The 16,953-nt window shown below is 76.7% G+C and carries 11 protein-coding genes and 1 pseudogene; all 12 read right to left on the reverse strand.

Annotated features, from left to right (window positions below):
• Nucleotides 1-35 precede the first annotated feature (35 nt).
• The gene (gene cobC, locus ACH4PY_RS26050; RefSeq protein WP_398187540.1) at nucleotides 36-1,094 is read right to left on the reverse strand and encodes an Rv2231c family pyridoxal phosphate-dependent protein CobC; all 1,059 of its coding nucleotides are present in this window, start codon (nucleotides 1,092-1,094) and stop codon (nucleotides 36-38) included.
• Nucleotides 1,081-1,983, reverse strand: a complete 903-nt coding sequence (locus tag ACH4PY_RS26055) for a sirohydrochlorin chelatase (protein ID WP_398187543.1) — start codon at nucleotides 1,981-1,983, stop codon at nucleotides 1,081-1,083. The genes cobC and ACH4PY_RS26055 overlap by 14 nt, the downstream gene beginning before the upstream one ends.
• Nucleotides 1,980-2,567: a precorrin-8X methylmutase gene (locus tag ACH4PY_RS26060; RefSeq protein ID WP_398187665.1), complete on the reverse strand. Its 588-nt coding sequence runs from the start codon at nucleotides 2,565-2,567 to the stop codon at nucleotides 1,980-1,982. Before ACH4PY_RS26060 ends, ACH4PY_RS26055 begins: the two co-directional genes overlap by 4 nt.
• A gap of 138 nt (nucleotides 2,568-2,705) precedes the next feature.
• A pseudogene (cobJ, locus tag ACH4PY_RS26065) lies at nucleotides 2,706-4,463 on the reverse strand (precorrin-3B C(17)-methyltransferase); the annotation flags it as partial.
• Nucleotides 4,406-5,812, reverse strand: a complete 1,407-nt coding sequence (gene cbiE, locus ACH4PY_RS26070) for a precorrin-6y C5,15-methyltransferase (decarboxylating) subunit CbiE (protein WP_398187546.1) — start codon at nucleotides 5,810-5,812, stop codon at nucleotides 4,406-4,408. The gene cbiE and the pseudogene cobJ, both read right to left, overlap by 58 nt.
• Nucleotides 5,805-6,605 (reverse strand): precorrin-4 C(11)-methyltransferase, encoded by an 801-nt coding sequence (cobM, locus tag ACH4PY_RS26075; protein ID WP_398187548.1) that lies wholly within the window; start codon nucleotides 6,603-6,605, stop codon nucleotides 5,805-5,807. Before cobM ends, cbiE begins: the two co-directional genes overlap by 8 nt.
• A gap of 46 nt (nucleotides 6,606-6,651) precedes the next feature.
• A complete protein-coding gene (gene cobI / locus ACH4PY_RS26080; protein WP_398187551.1) occupies nucleotides 6,652-7,386 on the reverse strand; it encodes a precorrin-2 C(20)-methyltransferase in 735 nt (244 codons plus the stop codon).
• On the reverse strand, nucleotides 7,383-8,915 hold the full coding sequence (locus ACH4PY_RS26085) for a cobyrinate a,c-diamide synthase (RefSeq protein WP_398187554.1): 1,533 nt from the start codon (nucleotides 8,913-8,915) through the stop codon (nucleotides 7,383-7,385). Before ACH4PY_RS26085 ends, cobI begins: the two co-directional genes overlap by 4 nt.
• Complete coding sequence (cobO, locus tag ACH4PY_RS26090) at nucleotides 8,909-9,505, reverse strand: cob(I)yrinic acid a,c-diamide adenosyltransferase (RefSeq protein ID WP_398187557.1); 597 nt, start codon at nucleotides 9,503-9,505, stop codon at nucleotides 8,909-8,911. Before cobO ends, ACH4PY_RS26085 begins: the two co-directional genes overlap by 7 nt.
• On the reverse strand, nucleotides 9,505-11,574 hold the full coding sequence (locus tag ACH4PY_RS26095; RefSeq protein WP_398187560.1) for a putative cobaltochelatase: 2,070 nt from the start codon (nucleotides 11,572-11,574) through the stop codon (nucleotides 9,505-9,507). Before ACH4PY_RS26095 ends, cobO begins: the two co-directional genes overlap by 1 nt.
• 232 nt (nucleotides 11,575-11,806) lie before the next feature.
• On the reverse strand, nucleotides 11,807-15,472 hold the full coding sequence (gene cobN / locus ACH4PY_RS26100; RefSeq protein WP_398187563.1) for a cobaltochelatase subunit CobN: 3,666 nt from the start codon (nucleotides 15,470-15,472) through the stop codon (nucleotides 11,807-11,809).
• A complete protein-coding gene (locus ACH4PY_RS26105; RefSeq protein WP_398187668.1) occupies nucleotides 15,469-16,950 on the reverse strand; it encodes a cobyric acid synthase in 1,482 nt (493 codons plus the stop codon). The genes cobN and ACH4PY_RS26105 overlap by 4 nt, the downstream gene beginning before the upstream one ends.
• Nucleotides 16,951-16,953 lie beyond the last annotated feature (3 nt).

The raw sequence follows: 16,953 nt of genomic DNA on the forward strand, positions 1-16,953 counted from the left end.
CGGCCCCGGCGGGTACGGCCCCGGCGGGTACGGGATCAGGTCCGTACCGCCGCGGTGAGCGCCGCGGCGAACGCGTCGGACGTCGCCTTGTCCCGCACCGCGACGCGCAGCCACTCCCGGCCCAGGCCCGGGAAGGTGTCGCCCCGGCGCACCGCCCAGCCGCGCGCCCGCAGCCGCTCCCGCACGGCCGCCGCGTCCGGCAGCCGCAGCAGCACGAAAGGCGCAGCCGGGGCCTCGCCCGCGACCGCCACGCCGGGCACCGCGGCCAGCAGCGCGAGCAGATGCGCGCGGTCCTCGGCCGTCCGCACGGCCGCCGCCTCGGCCTCCGCCAGCGCCGCGGGCTCCACGCACGCCTGCGCCGCCGTGAGCGCCGGGGCCGACACCGCCCACAGCGGCTGGGCCCGCTCCAGCGCCGCGAGCGGCTCGCGGCCGCCCAGCACGTAGCCGATCCGCAGCCCCGCAAGGCCCCATGTCTTGGTCAGACTGCGCAGCACCAGCAGCCCGGGGACGTCCCGGGCCGCCGCGAGCGACTCGGGCTCGCCCGGCACCGCGTCCATGAACGCCTCGTCCACCACCAGGATCCGCCCCGGCCGCGCCAACTGCCGCAGCACGGCCGCCGGATGGAGGACGGACGTCGGGTTCGTCGGGTTGCCGACCACCACCAGGTCGGCCCGCTCCGGCACCGCCGCGGGATCCAGCCGGAAGCCGTCCGCCGCCGTCAGCAGCACCCGTTCCACCGGGTGGCCCGCGGCCCGCAGCGCCGCCTCCGGCTCGGTGAACTGCGGGTGCACCACCACCGCGCAGCGCGGCCGCAGCGCCCGCGCCAGCAGCACGAACGCCTCCGCCGCGCCCGCCGTCAGCAGCGCCTCGCGCGGATCGTCGCGCCCGTGCCGCGCGGCGACCGCCGCCCGCGCCGCCCGCCCGTCCGGGTAACGCGCCAGGTCCGCGAGCGAGCCCGCGATCCGCTCCGCCAGCCACGCCGGAGGCGTGCCCGTACGGACGTTGACGGCGAGATCGACCAGGCCGTCGGCCGCCTCGCGGTCGCCGTGGTGGGCCAGGTCGTACGCCCCGGCCCCGTTCTCAGTGATGCGCATGCGCATGCCCGTGCGGGTGGGACGGGTCGTCCGGGTGGTGGTGCGGCTGCTGCGGGCGGCCCACACGGTCCTCGAAGCCGGGCATCGCCACCCGGTAGACGCAGGAGTCGCAGTTCATCCGCAGATCGCCCGCGACCGCCTCCCGGTAGCGCTCCAGCACCAGCGCCGCCAGCTCCGGCTCCGGCCCGAGGACGTCCGCGCAGCGCACGTCCACGGCGCCGTTGCCCGCCGCCCACGCGGCGGCCTGGGCGCGCACCCGGTCCGGCAGCACCCCGGCGAACAGGAAGTACGGCAGCACCACGACCGTCCGCGCGCCCAGCCGCGCGCAGCGCTCCAGGCCCGCCGCGACCGACGGCTCCGCGAGCGACACGAACGCCGTCTCCACGTCCGCGTAACCGCGGCCCTCCCACAGCAGCCGGGCCGCCTTGAAGACCTCGGCGTTCGCGTCCGGATCGGTCGAGCCCCGGCCGACCAGCAGCACCGTCGCGTCGGCCCGCGCCGTCCCCGTCGCCGCCAGCACCTCGTCCACCCGCCGCTCCAGCACCGCCAGCAGCCCCGGGTGCGGGCCCAGCGGGCGGCCGTACGCGAACGACGTCCCCGGGTGGCGCAGCTTCTCCCGGGCCAGCGCCGCCGGGATGTCGCCCTTGGCGTGCCCCGCCGAGACCAGCACCAGCGGCACCGCGGCGAAGTCCCGTACCCCGGCCGCGACCAGGGCCGCGACGCTGTCCGCGAGCGGCGGCGGCGACAGCTCGATGAAACCGCCGCCGACCGGCAGGTCCGGGTGCGCGGTCCCCAGCCCCTCGGTGAAGGACCGGAAGGCCTGCGCACCGGCGGCGTCACGGGTGCCGTGGCCGACGAGCAGCAGGGCGGGGGGCGGTAGGGATGTCACTGGTCGTTCTCCTCGATACTGCCGTAAGGGGTGTAGAGCAGCGCGTTGAGCGCGGCGGCGGCCACGGCGGAACCGCCCTTCTCCGAGACGTTGCTGATCGCGGGCAGGCCCGAGGCCCGCAGACGCTCCTTGCTCTCCGTGGCGCCCACGAAACCGACCGGCAGGCCGATCACCAGCGCGGGCGCCGCGTCCAGCGCGATGAGTTCCTCCAGGGCGGTCGGGGCGCACCCCACGACCCACACGGCGCCCGGCCCGACCTCCTCGAACGCCAGCCGCACCGCGTGCGCGCTGCGCGTCAGGCCGTCCGGCCCGGCCGTGGCGTCCTTCAGCCGGCACACCACCGGGCGCCCGGTGATCCCGGCCGCGACCATCCTCACGTCCGCGACCACCGGGGCCCCGGAGCGCAGCGCCGCGTGCGCCGCGGCGAGCTGCGCCTCGTCCATGACCAGCTCCTCCGCGTACCCGAGGTCCGCGCTCGCGTGCACCACGCGCTCCACCACCGCGCGGCGCAGCGGCGGCAGCGCGGAGGTGTCCAGCCGGGTGCGCAGGATCCGGTACGACTCCTGCTCGATCGGATGCACCACCCGCCGTGCGGGGACGGGCGGTTCGCCCGCCGGTTCGCCCGCCGGACGCGGGGGTGCGGACGGGCGCGGGGGCGCCGCGGGCTTCGGCGGGGCCGGGGGGCGGGGCGGCGGCGGGGACTGCCAGCGGTAGCCGCGCGGGGTCACCATGCGGCCCGCGACCACGCGGGAGGCGGTGTTGCCGACCGTCACGACGGTCATCATGTCGACCGTCGCCGGGTCGAGGTCCTTCAGCGTCGTGACCGTCACCTGCTCGCCCGGCCGGGACGCGGACCGCACGACCCCCACCGGGGTGGCCGGCGCACGGTGCGCCGCCAGCAGCTCCAGCGCCTTCGGCAACTGCCAGTCGCGGCCGCGGCTGCGCGGGTTGTAGAACGTCACGACCAGATCGGACTGCGCCGCCGCCCGCACCCGGTGCTCGATCACCTCCCACGGGGTGTGCAGATCCGACAGGCTGATCGACACATGGTCGTGCCCGAGCGGCGCCCCCAGCAGGGCCGCCGCCGCCAGCGCCGCGGTCACGCCCGGCACGCCCACCACGTCGATGTCGTCCGCGGCCTCCGCGAGCGCGGGCGAGGCCATCGCGTACACGCCCGCGTCGCCGCTGCCGATCAGCGCGACCGCGTGCCCCGCGCGGGCCTCCGCCACCGCCGTACGGGCCCGCGCCTCCTCCGCGCCCAGGCCCGACTCCAGCACCCGGGTGCCCGGCCGCAGCAGGTCCCGGACCTGGTCCACGTACTGGTCCAGCCCCACGACCACCGACGCCCGGCGCAACTCCGCCGCCGCGCGCGGCGTCAGCAGATCCCGGGCCCCCGGCCCGAGCCCCACCACCGCGAGCCGCCCGCGCGGCCTGCGCCGCGCCACCGCTGCCGTCGCCGTCGCCGACTTCCGCTTCTCGACGACGAGTCCGCCCCCCGGCCCGGCGGCCAGCAGCGCCGCCGCCTCCGCCACGGAGGGCGTCCCCACGGCGGCGAGCGGCGCGTCGGAGGGGTTCGGGACCTCGACCCCGGCGAGGTCCGCCGCCGCGAACGTCAGCAACGGCACGCCCAGCGCGCGGGCCGCCCCGACGATCCCCGCCTCGTCCTTCTTGGCCTCCACCGTCGCGAGGGCCCACACACTCCTCCGGGCGAGCCCGGCATCGGCCAGGGCCCCCTCGACGAGCCCCACGACCTCCTCGACACCGACCCCGCGCGACCCCCCGACCCCGACCACGAGCGACGGCGGCCTGACGTACACGACCCGCTCCCCGCGAGGCCGCACCTCGTCGGTGACCTCGACGACGTAGGATCCGGCGCCCTCTTCGGCGGCGGGCCGTGCCGCGGGAGGCGTTGCCGGGGCTTCGTCCGGCCAGGGGTCGAGGGGGAGGGGCGGGAGGGGCCAGGTGACGGGGCTCAGGAGGTGGACGGGGGCGCCGTCCAGGAGGGCCCGGGTCACCGCGGGGACCGCGCCCTCCACCGGGTAGGGGAGGGCGTCGAGGGCCGGTGTGCCGGTCGCGTCCGTCGCGGTGGTCACGACCGGCTCGGCCCCGAGCACCTCGGCGACCTCGGCGGCGAGCGCGTTCGCCCCGGCCGCGTGGCCGCCGAGCAGGGCGACGGTGTGCCGGTGCGCCTCGTCCACCGTCACGACCGCCGGATCACCGGTCTTGGACGTCAGCAGCGGCGCGAGCACCCGTACGGCCGCGCCCGTGGCGAGGAAGACCACGAGCGCGTCGCACTCCGCGAACGCCGCGGCCAGCCGTTCGCCCACCGGCCCGTCGTCGTAGCGGCGGGTACGGCCGGGCCACGCGGCGGCGAGCCGCTCGCAGCCGGTCCTGCCCGCCGCGGTGGCGTGGATGAGGCCGATCACGCGGATGCTCCTTCTTCTTCGCCGGGCCGAACGCCGGGCCGCCGTTCGGCCCACAGTACGAACACGGGGTTCGCCGCGGCGAGCCGTGCGACCCCGCCGGGCAGCGGCGCGAGCCGCGAGGACTGGAGCAGCACCCCGTCCGCCGCGAAACCCGCGGCGCCGAGCGCGGCACGTACCGCCGCGACCCGCTCGACCGCCGCGAGCGTCACCACGACCGTGCGCCGCGCCCGCGCGGCACACGCGGCGACCACGGCGCCGACGTCCTCCCCGCCGCCGCCGACGAACACCGCGTCGGGGTCGGGGAGTTCGCCGAGGACGCCGGGCGCGGCGCCGTGCACGGCGGTGACGTCCACGCCGTGCGCGGCGGCATTGGCCCGGACCCGGGCGACCGCGTCCGCGCATCTGTCGACGGCGACGACCGCCGCCCCGAACCGCGCGCACTCCACGGCCACCGAGCCGGACCCGGCGCCGACGTCCCACACCAGTTCGCCGGTGCGCGGCCCGAGCCGGGCGAGCGCGAGCGCCCGGACCTCGAACTTGCTGATCATCGAATCCCGGTGGGCGAACGCCTCCTCGGGCAGCGCCCAGCCCGCGGGCGCGGGCGCCGGGCCCGCCACGGTGACGGCGGGCCGGACCGGCAGCTCCGGACGCAGGCTCAGGACGACGCTCACGGCCCCGCCCCACTCCCGCCGCGCCGCCTCCCGCGGGGAGACGGTCACGACCGACTCGCCGTCCGCGCCCAGCCGTGAGGCCACCACGAGCCGCCGGTCCGCCCCGGCGCGGTCGAGCGCGGCGCCCAGTTCGGCGGGCCCTGCGCCGGGGCCGGTCAGCACCGCGGCCTTGCGGTGCGCGAGGCACACGTTGACCGCGGTCCGCAGCGCCCGCCCGTGCGCGCTCACCACGACCGCGTCGTCCCAGCTCAGCCCGACCCGGGCGAAGGCGGCGGCGACGGACGGCACGGACGGCCGCACGTCCAGCGCCGCGGCCCCCAACCGTTCGCCCAGCGCCCGTACGATCCCGAAGTGCCCCGGATCCCCGGACGCCAGCACCACGACCCGCCGCCCGGCGGCCGCGTACTCCGCGACGACGTCGAGGGCGGGCGCGAGCGGCCCCAGCACCAACCGCCGTGCCCCGGCGGGCAGTTCGGCGGCCTCCAGATGCCGCGCACCCCCGACGACCAGCGCGGCGTCCCCCGCGACGACCGGCGCAGCCCCGCCCGTACCGGCACCGAGGACGGTGACGAGCCCGGGAGCGACGGGACCCGGCGGAAGCGGCTCCGGACGACCGCCCCGCCCGCTCGCGGCGCCCGTCGCGCGCGGGTCGTCGCCCGCACCGTGCGCGTCGTTCCCGCTCCCGGCCGTACCCGCCCCGGCGCCCTCCCGCGCGGTCGCGCGCTCAGTCACGGGGAGTCCGCAGGTCGCGGCGGGCGGCCGGGTCCGCGCGGCGGAAGCCGTGGAAGTGGCCCGGGTGGTAGAGGTGGGAGCGCGTGCCGGAGGCGGCGAGCGCGGGGCCCACGAGGAAGAGCGTGTGCTTCCACAGGCGGTGCGCCTTGACCGTCTCCTCCAGCGTGCCCACCGTGCAGTGCAGCAGCAGCTCCTCCGGCCACGTCACCTGGTGCGCGACGATGACCGGCGTGTCCACCGGGTAGCCGCCCTCCAGCAGTTCGGCGGCCAGCTGGCCGCTGCGCGCGGCGGACAGGAAGACCGCCATCGTCGTGCCGTGCCGGGCGAACTCCCGGACCTCCTCGCCCGGCGGCATCGGCGTCTTGCCGCCGCCCAGCCGGGTGAGCACGACGGACTGCGCGACCCGCGGGATCGTCAGCTCCCGCCCGGCGCGCGCGGCGACCGCCGAGAAGGACGACACGCCGGGCACGATCTCCACCTCGACGCCCAGTTCGGCGCAGCGGTCCACCTGCTCCTGCGTCCCGCCCCACAGGGCGGGATCCCCGGAATGGACCCGCGCACAGCGCAGCCCCTCGCGGCCGACACGCTCGTAGACGGCGACGACGTCCTCCAGCGACATCCCCGCCGAGTCCAGGATCTCCGCCCCCTCCCGGGCGTGCTCCAGCACCGCCTCCTGCACGAGGCTCGCCGCCCAGATGACGACATCCGCCTCGGCGATGGCCTTCGCGGCGCGGAACGTCAGCAGATCGGCCGCCCCCGGCCCGGCCCCGACGATCGTGACCTTCCCGCTCACCGGCCGCCTCCGCTCCGGCGGACCACCGCGCCCCGCACCGCGCCGTTCACAGCTTTCCTCCTCGTGCGTCCCGCCGGGCGGGGGCGATCAGGGTCGACAGGTACGGCAGCGGGCCGCCGTCGGCCAGTTCCGCCGCGGGGCGGATGGACTCCCCGGGCAGGCCCAGCGCGCTGCCCCACACCGCGTCGGCGGTGCGACCGGTGGCGGCGAGGGCCGCCGCGACCTCGGCGGCCAGACGGCCGAACTTGTACGCCACGACCGTGCCGGGGCCCTCCAGCGCGGCCTTGAGCACGGCGGCGCCCGCCGTCACCGGGACCAGCGTCAGCGGCTCCGTCCCCTCGGTGAGGACCGCTCCGCTGCGCGCGGCGAGATCCTGCATCGCCGTGACACCGGGGACGGTCGCGACCGTCAGGCCGGGGACGAGGGCCGCGACGGTCTGGGCGAGGTAGGTGAAGGTCGAGTAGACGTTGGGGTCGCCGATCGTCGCGAACGCCACCGTGCCGTGCGTACGAAGCAGGTCCGCGACACGCTCGCCCGCCGCGTCCCACGCGGCCTCCCGGCGGGCCCGGTCGGCGCGCTCGTTCAGCGCGAAGACGACGCGGACGACGCGCGCGGGGTCCACGTAGTGCAGCACCGTCGCCTCGGCGCGGCCGGTCTCGCCGGTGTCCATCACCGGCACCACCACCGCGCCCGCGGCGCGCAGCGCGCCCACGCCCTTGACCGTGACCAGCTCCGGATCGCCGGGGCCGACCCCGACGCCGGTCAGGAGCTTGCCGTTCATGCGGCACACCTCTCGACGAAACGGGTCGCGAGCGACGGCTCGCCGGCCCAGTGCAGATGCAGGTAGGAGGCGTGCACGGCGCCGTCCACGAAGCCCTCGGTACGGCGCTCGGGGTGCGTGAAGCCCCACGCGGCGGCGGCGCCCGCCGCCGGGGTCACCGCCGTGCGGTGGAACTCGTGCCCGCGCACGCGGGTGCCCGCCGCGGCGAGCACACTGTCGCCGTCCAGCGCGACGGCCTCGCGGTAGCCCAGCGTGAGCGTGCCGGTCATCGCGGCGGAGGCGGGCAGGCGGCCGCACATGGGGTGGCCGTCGAGGTCACGGGCGAGGTAGAGCAGGCCCGCGCACTCCGCGGCGACGGGGCCGCGGAAGCGGGTGATCTCGCTGCGGAGGGCGGAGTTGGCGGACAGCTCCGCCGCGTAGACCTCCGGGAAGCCGCCGCCGAGGACGAGGCCGCGGGTGCCTTCGGGGAGGGCTTCGTCGGTGAGCGGGTCGAGGCTGACGACGTCCGCTCCGGCGGCGCGGAGCAGTTCCGCCTGCTCGGCGTAGGAGAAGCTGAAGGCCGCCCCGCGGGCGACGGCGACGACGGGGCGGGCGCGGGTGGGTTCTGCCCCTGACCCGCCCCTTCCCGAAACCGGGGTGCCACCCCGGCCCCCGCCCGGGGCTCCGCCCCGAACCCGGGTCCTCAAACGCCGGACGGGCTGGAATTCGCCTCCGCCCGGGGCCGCGGGCGGGGCAGAATCAAGCCCCTCCGGCGATTGAGGAGCGGGGTCCGGGGCGGAGCCCCGGTTGCGGGAGAGGGCGACCTCGGCCGCCGCGTCCCACGGCTCCGCCGTGAGCCGCGGGGCCGTGCGCGCCAGCGCGAGCAGCATGTCGAGGTCGCACGCCTCGCGCACCCGCGCCGCCGCCGCGCGGACGAACGCGCGGGCGGCACCGTCGCGCTCGGCGGCGGGCACGAGCCCCAGGTGCCGGGACGGCACCGCGAGTTCCGCCCCGCGCGGCAGCGCGCCCGCGCACGGGACGCCCGCCTCCTCCAGCGCGTCCCGCAGCATCCGCTCGTGCCGTGGCGAAGCCACCTTGTTGAGGACGACCGCCCCCACCCGCACCCGCGGGTCGAACGTCGTGAAGCCGTGCACGAGCGCGGCCACCGAGCGGGCCTGGGCGGACGCGTCGACGACGAGCACGACGGGTGCCCGCAGCAGCGTCGCGACCTGCGCGGTGGAGCCCAGCTCCCCGCGCCCCGCGGCGCCGTCGAACAGGCCCATGACGCCTTCGACGACCGCGAGGTCGCAGCCTTGCGCGGCGTGCCGGAAGAGCGGGGCGACACGGTGTTCGCCGCACAGGAAGGGGTCGAGGTTGCGGCCGGGTCGCCCGGTGGCGAGCGCGTGGTAGCCGGGGTCGATGTAGTCGGGGCCGACCTTGTGCGGGGAGACGGTGTGACCGGCGGCGGCGTACGCGGCCATCAGGCCGGTCGCGACCGTGGTCTTGCCGGATCCTGACGCGGGCGCGGCGACGACGAGACGGGCTACCACTCGATGCCCCTCTGGCCCTTCTGGCCCGCGTCCATGGGGTGCTTGACCTTGGTCATGTCGGTGACGAGGTCGGCGGCGGCCACCAGTTCGGCGGGGGCGTTGCGGCCGGTGATCACGACGTGCTGGGTGCCGGGCCGCTCGCGCAGCACCGCGACGACCTCGGCGGTGTCGACCCAGCCCCACGTCATCGGGTACGCGAACTCGTCCAGCACGTACAGCCGGTACGTCTGCGCGGCCAGGTCGCGCTTGACCTGCTCCCAGCCCTCCCGGGCGGCCTCCTCGCTGCTGTCGAGCGAGCGCTGCACCCACGACCAGCCCTCGCCCATCTTGTGCCAGGCCACCGTGCCGCCCTCGCCGGAGGCGCCGAGGACGCGCAGCGCGCGCTCCTCGCCGACCCGCCACTTCGCGGACTTCACGAACTGGAAGACACCCACCGGCCAGCCCTGATTCCACGCGCGCAGCGCGAGCCCGAAGGCGGCCGTCGACTTCCCCTTGCCCGTGCCGGTGTGCACGATCGTCAGCGGGCGGTTGCGGCGCTGCCGCGTCGTCAGGCCGTCGTCGGGTACGGAAGCGGGCTGTCCCTGCGGCATTACGCGGCCCTCCGGAAGTCCTTGACCAGGGACGACACCGTGTCGGCCCGCAGTTCGCCGAGGGTCACCGCGACCCCGCCGAGGTCGGCGGCGAGCGTGCCCGCGAGCCCGAGGCGGACCGGACCGGACTCGCAGTCCACGACGACCGCGGCCGTCCCCGTCGCCGCCAGCAGCCGGGCGGCCCGCGCGGCGTGCGCGAGCGGCTCGGGACCGCCGGTGGCCCGCCCGTCCGTGACGACGACGAGCAGCGCGCGCCGCGCCGGGTCGCGCAGCCGCTCGACGCGCAGCACGTCGTGCGCCTTCAGCAGGCCCGCGGCGAGCGGGGTGCGGCCGCCGGTGGGCAGCCGCTCCAGCCGCGCGGCGCCCGCGTCCACCGACGACGTCGGCGGCAGCGCCAGCTCGGCGTCCTTGCCGCGGAAGGTGACCAGGCCGACCTTGTCGCGCCGCTGGTAGGCGTCCAGCAGCAGCGACAGCACCGCGCCCTTGACCGCCGACATCCGCTGCCGGGCCGCCATGGAGCCGGACGCGTCGACGGCGAAGAGCACGAGATTGCCCTCCCGGCCCTCGCGCACGGCCTCGCGCAGGTCGTCGGCGCGCACCACGATCCCGGGGCCGCGGCGCCCACGCGCCCGCTGGTGGGGCGCCGCGGCCTGCACGGTCGCGGCCAGGTGCAGCTTGCCGAGGGCGCCGCGCGGGCGCCGCGCGCCGGTCGTACGGCCGTGCGCGGTACGGGCGCGGGAGCGGCGGCCGGCCGCGCCCTCACCGAGGCCGGGCACGGTCAGCGGCCGTACCCGGAAGGGCGTCTCGGCGGCGGCCGCGGGCTGTTCGCGGGGGGAGCCGGGGGAGGGGGCGCCCTCGGCGTCGGCGTCAGGGGAGCCGGGGGCGGCGGGGCTCTGCGCGGGGGAGCCGGGGGAGTCGGCGGCGTCCGCGGTGTCGGGCGGGCCGTCCGCGGGCTGCGGGGGGATGCCGCCGCCACCACCGGGGCCGTTGCCGTCGGGGTTCGGGTCGTCCGGGTCGTCCGGGTCCGCGTCGGGGTCCGCCTCCGGATCCGGCTCGGACTGCGCGGCGGCCTCGGCGAGCGCCTGGTCGAGGGTGTCCTCGTCCAGGCCGGGTGCGTCGAAGGGGTTGCGGCGGCGCCGGTGCGGCAGCGCGAGCAGCGCCGCCTGCCGGATGTCCTCGGCGAGGACGACCGTGCGGCCCGCCCACGCGGCGAGCGCGGTCGCGGTGCGGGCCATCACGATGTCGGCGCGCATGCCGTCGACCTCGAAGGCCGCGCAGGTGGCCGCGATCTGCCGCAGCACGGAGTCCCCGAGCCGCACCTCGGGCAGCAACGCCCTTGCGGCCGCGATGCGTTCGCGGACCTCCTGCTCCCGCGCCGCCCAACCGGCGGCGAAACCGGCGGGGTTTGCGTCGTACGCGAGCCGCCGCCGGACGACCTCCACCCGCTCGTCGGTGTCGCGGGACGCCGCGACCTCGACGGTCAGGCCGAACCGGTCGAGCAACTGCGGGCGCAGCTCGCCCTCTTCGGGGTTCATCGTGCCGACGAGCAGGAAGCGGGCGGCGTGCGTGACGGACACGCCCTCGCGCTCGACATGGCTTGCGCCCATCGCGGCGGCATCCAGCAGCAGATCGACCAGGTGGTCGTGCAGCAGGTTGACCTCGTCGACGTAGAGGATGCCGCGGTGCGCGGCCGCGAGCAGGCCCGGCTCGAAGGCCTTCACTCCTTCGGCCAGCGCGCGTTCGAGGTCGAGGGCGCCGACGAGGCGGTCCTCCGACGCACCGACCGGCAGCTCCACCAGCCGCGCGGGGCGCTCCAGGGCGCCCCCGTCCGCGGGGTGCGGGCCGTCCGGGCACGCGGGGTCGGCGGCGCCCGGCGCGCACGAGAAGCGGCAGCCGGGGACGACCCGGACGGCGGGCAGCAGCGCGGTCATCGCCCGCACGGCGGTCGACTTGGCGGTGCCCTTCTCACCGCGCACCAGCACGCCGCCCACCGCGGGCGAGACGGCGTTGAGCACGAGGGCGAGCCGCAGCTCTTCCTGTCCCACGAGGGCACTGAACGGGTACGTCACGCTTCCTCCTCCGCCTGGTCGCGGCAGCCTGCCGCGGTGGTGCTCGCCGTCGCCGGGCGCGGGTCCCTCGCGCCCGCCCTCCCCCTGCCCGCGCCGGGAGGACCCCCGGCCGAGCAGGACGACGGCCCGCAACGGGACATACCGGTTGTCCCACCGCAGGCAGGGACCCGTACCCGGGAACGGCGGGTGCCCCCGCGGCGGGCGGCCGCGCCGCCGGGAGCGGTGGACGCGCTCATGCCTCGCCGCCTTCCAGGTCGCCCTCCAGGGCGAGGTAGGTCTCGCGCAGACGCGCGAGCGTCTCCGGATCCGGGGCCGCCCACAGGCCCCGGTCCGCCGCTTCGAGCAGCCGCTCCGAAATCCCGCGCAGCGCCCACGGGTTGGACTTCCGCATGAAGTCCGCGTTCTCCGCGTCGAAGACGTATTCCGCGGCGAGCCGCTCGTACATCCAGTCGTCCACGACGCCCGCCGTCGCGTCGTACCCGAACAGGTAGTCGACGGTGGCGGCCATCTCGAAGGCGCCCTTGTAGCCGTGCCGCCGCATCGCCGCCATCCAGCGGGGGTTGACGACACGGGCGCGGAAGACGCGGTGGGTCTCCTCGCCGAGCGTGCGGGTGCGGATCTGGTCGGTGAGGGCGCTGTCGCCGACGTACGCCTCGGGGGAGGTGCCGGTGAGGTGGCGGACCATCGCGACCATGCCGCCGTGGTACTGGAAGTAGTCGTCGGCGTCGACGAGGTCGTGCTCGCGGGTGTCGACGTTCTTCGCGGCCACCTGGATGCGCCGGAAGGCGGCCTCCATGTCGCCGCGCGCGGCGCGCCCGTCGAGGCCGCGGCCGTACGCGTAGCCGCCCCACACCGCGTAGACCTCGGCGAGGTCGGCGTCGGAGCGCCAGTTGCGGGCGTCGATGAGCGGCAGCAGCCCCGCGCCGTACGCGCCGGGCTTGGAACCGAAGATGCGGGCGGTGGCGCGCCGCCGGTCGCCGTGCGCGGCGGTGTCCTCGTCGGCGTGCGCGCGCACGTAGTTGGCGTCGGCGTCCTCGTCGAGTTCGGCGACCGTCCGCACCGCGTCGTCGACGAGCGCGACGACGTGCGGGAAGGCGTCGCGGAAGAAGCCCGAGATGCGCACGGTGACGTCGATGCGCGGGCGGCCCAGTTCGGCGGCCGGGACGACCTCGAAGCCGGTGACGCGGCGCGAGGCGTCGTCCCACACCGGGCGGCAGCCCAGCAGCGCGAGGATCTCGGCGATGTCGTCCCCTTGCGTGCGCATGCAGGAGGTGCCCCACACCGTCAGGCCCACCGACTTTGGGTAGGCGCCGTGGTCGGCGAGATGCCGGGCGAGCAGCGACTCGGCGAGCGCGGAGCCGACGTCCCACGACAACCGGGACGGGATCGCCTTGGGGTCGACGGAGTAGAAGTTCCGCCCGGTCGGCAGCACGTTGACCAGGCCGCGGGTGGGGGAGCCGGAGGGGCCCGCGGGCACGTAACCGCCGCGCAGGGCCCGCAGGATGTGGCCCAGCTCGTCACTGGTGCGCTCCAGCCGCGGCACGACCTCGGTGGCGGCGAAGTCCAGCACCCGCAACGCTGCCGGGACTTCGGCGCCCAGCACCTCGCGTACGGTCGCGGCCGCGGCCTGCGGTGCCCAGCCGCGTGCCTCCATCGTCTCGGCGAGCCGCCGCGCGACCTGCTCCAGCAGGTCCACCGCGTCGGACGCGGTACGCGCCGGGCCGTCCGCGAGGGACGTCAACGCGGCCGGTACGGCGAGGGGTTCGCCGGGCGCGGCCAGCAACTCCTTCTCCACCAGCCCGACATGCTCGGCGAGAGCGGCCCGCAGGCCCGGCAGCGCGCCGCCCCTGCCGCCCCACACCTGGGCCGAACGCAGGACCGCCAGCACGAGGTTGACGCGCGCCTCGGCGAGCGGGCCCGCGCCCAGGATGTGCAGGCCGTCGCGGATCTGGACGTCCTTGATCTCGCACAGCCAGCCGTCGACGTGCAGCACGAAGTCGTCGAAGTCGTCCTCGCCGGGCTGCTCGTCGACGTGCAGGTCGCGGTGCAGCTCGGCGGCCCGCACCAGTTCCCAGATCCGGCCGCGGATCGCCGGGGCCTTCGCCGGGTCGAGATCGCTCACCAGGGCGTACTCGTCGAGGAGTTGCTCCAGCTTGGCGAGGTCGCCGTAGCTGTCCGCGCGCGCCATCGGCGGCACCAGGTGGTCCACGACGGTCGCGTGGCCGCGCCGCTTGGCCTGCGTGCCCTCGCCCGGGTCGTTGACGATGAAGGGGTAGACGAGCGGGATCTCGCCCAGCACCGCGTCCGGCGCGCATCCGGCGGACAGGCCGAGGCCCTTGCCGGGCAGCCACTCCAGCGTGCCGTGCTTGCCCAGGTGCACGATCGCGTCGGCGCCGAGGGTGTGGTCGAGCCAGCGGTACGCGGCCAGGTAGTGGTGCGACGGCGGCATGTCGGGGTCGTGGTAGATCGCGATCGGGTTCTCCCCGAAGCCGCGCGGCGGCTGGATGAGCACCACCACGTTGCCGAAGCGCAGCGACGCCAGCACGATGTCGTCGCCGTCCACGTAGAGCGAGCCCGGCGGTTCGCCCCAGTGCTCCAGCATCGACGCGCGCAGGCCCTCGTCCAGCCGGGCGAACCAGCCGCGGTAGTCGGCGAGCGGCACCCGGGCCGGGGCGGCGGCGAGCTGCTCCTCGGTCAGCCACTCCACGTCGTGCCCGCCGGCGGCGATCAGCCGGTGGATCAACTCGTCCCCGTCCTCGGGGTGTTCACCGGTGTCGTAACCGGCCGCCCGCAGTTCCCCGAGCAGCCGCACGGCGGAGGCGGGGGTGTCCAGGCCCACCGCGTTGCCGACCCGGGAGTGCTTGGTCGGGTAGGCGGTGAAGACCAGCGCGATCTTCTTGTCCGCGTTCGGTACGTGCCGCAGGGCCGCGTACCGGACGGCGATGCCCGCGACCCGCGCGGCCCGCTCCGGATCGGCGACGTACACCGGCACGTCGCCCTCGCCGCTCTCCTTGAACGAGAACGGCACGGTGATCAGCCGCCCGTCGAACTCCGGGATCGCCACCTGCATCGCCGCGTCCATCGGCGACAGCGCCGCGTCCGACTCCTGCCACGCCTTGCGCGAGGAGGTCAGGCACAGGCCCTGGAGCACGGGCACGTCGAGCCCGGCGAGCGCGCCGATGTCCCACGCCTCGTCGTCACCGCCCGCCGACGCGTCCGCCGCGACCGTGCCGCCGGACGCCAGCACCGTCGCCACGATCGCGTCCGCCCGGCCCAGCAGCGCGAAGAGCTCCGGATCCGCGCCGCGCAGCGAACCGCAGTACACCGGAAGGGCGTTGGCGCCGCGCGCCTCCACCGCCGCGCACAGGGTGTCCACGAAGGCGGTGTTGCCGGACAGTTCGTGCGCCCGGTAGAAGAGCACCGCCACCGTGGGGCGCGCCGGGTCGTGCCCGCCGTCCTCGCCGTGCACCCCGAACTGCGGCATGGCACGCGGCGGTTCAAAACCCTCGCCGCTCATCAGCACCGTGTCGGACAGGAAGCGCGCCAGCTCCGCCAGGTTCGCCGGGCCGCCCTCCACGAGGTAGCGCAGCGCCTCCGCGACGACGCCCGCGGGCACCGTCGAGAGCGCCATCAGCTCCGCGTCCGGCACGTTCTCGCCGCCCAGCAGCACCGACGGCACCCCGGACGCGGCGACGACCGCGAGCCCCTCCTCCCACGCCCGGCGCCCGCCCAGCAGCCGCACCACGACGAGGTCGGCGCCCGCGAGCAGCCCGGGAAGACCGGTGTCCGGATCCACCCGGGAGGGGTTGGCGATGCGGTAGTCGGCCGCCCCGCCGGTGGCGGCGCGGGCCGCGAGCAGGTCGGTGTCGGCGGTGGACAGCAGCAGAACGGTCGTCATGGTGCCCCCGGTGGGACGAAGGGGAGGCCGGCCGGAGCGCCGCCCTCGATGAGCCGCAGCAGCGCGGTGGTGTCCAGGTGCTCGGCGACCAGGTCGGCGAGCCGGTCGAGCTGCGCCTCGCGCAGCGCCGCGAAGTCGGTGTCCGGCGCGGGCACGAAGGAGCGGCCCGCGACGTGCGCGACCTCGCGCAGGAAGGCCCGGCGGAAGCCGTCGGATTCGAGCGAGCCGTGCCAGTGCGTGCCCCACACCGCGCCCACCCGCAGCCCGTCGAGGAACGGCTCGCCCCCGGCGCCGAGTTCGGCCACCCCGTGGTGGATCTCGTAGCCCTCGACGGGCTCGCCGTACGCCGAACCGGCGGGCCGGGCCAGCGTCTTGGCGGCGGCGAAGCGGATCCGGGCGGGCAGCAGTCCGAGGCCGCGGACCGTACCGGCCTTCGACTCGACGTCGTCCTCGATGCGTTCGGCGAGGATCTGGAAGCCGCCGCAGATGCCCAGCACCGGGCGGCCCGCCGCCGCGCGGCGCTCCACCGCCGCCGCCAGGCCCCGCCCGCGCAGCCACTCCAGCGCCCGCACGGTGCCGCGGGTGCCCGGCAGCACCACCAGGTCGGCGGCGGCCACCTCCGTGGGCCGGTCGGTGAAGCGCACCTCCACACCGGGCTCGGCGGCGAGCGCGTCCAGGTCCGTGAAGTTCGACATCAGCGGCAGCGGCACGACCGCGACCCGCAGCGTTTCGTGCCCGTACGGCTCGCCCGCCGCGTGCTCGCGGACGTGCAGGCCGTCCTCCTCGTCGATGTCCAGGCCGCGCGCGTACGGCAGCACGCCCAGCGTCGGGCGGCCGGTCAGCCCGCGCAGCATCTCCAGGCCCGGCTCCAGCAGCGTCACGTCGCCCCGGAACTTGTTCACCACGTAGCCCGCGACGAGCGCCTGCTCCTCGGGCGGCAGCAGCGCGGTCGTGCCGAAGAACGCGGCGAAGACGCCGCCTCGGTCGATGTCGCCCACCAGCAGCGCGGGCAGCCCCGCGCGGCGCGCCAGGCCCAGGTTGACGATGTCGGTACGCCGCAGGTTGATCTCCGCGGGGCTCCCGGCGCCCTCGCAGATCACCGCGTCGTACGAACGCCCCAGCTGCGCCAGGCAGTCGGCGACGACGTCCACCAGCCCGCCCTGGAAACCGCCGGCACCGTGGTAGCCGCGGGCCGACATCTCGCCCACCGGCTTCCCCAGCAGCACCACCTGGCTGCTGCGGTCGCCACCCGGCTTGAGCAGCACCGGGTTCATCAGCGCGGACGGCTCCACGCGCGCCGCCTGCGCCTGCACGGCCTGCGCCCGCCCGATCTCCGCGCCGTCCCGCGTGACGAAGGAGTTGAGCGACATGTTCTGCCCCTTGAACGGGGCGACCCGCAGGCCCTGCCGCACCAGGAAGCGGCATATCCCCGCGGTGACCACGCTCTTGCCCGCGTCGGACGCGGTCCCGGCGACCATGAG

Origin of the sequence: Streptomyces sp. NPDC021224 (assembly GCF_044332905.1) — a bacterium.
GTDB lineage: Bacteria > Actinomycetota > Actinomycetes > Streptomycetales > Streptomycetaceae > Actinacidiphila.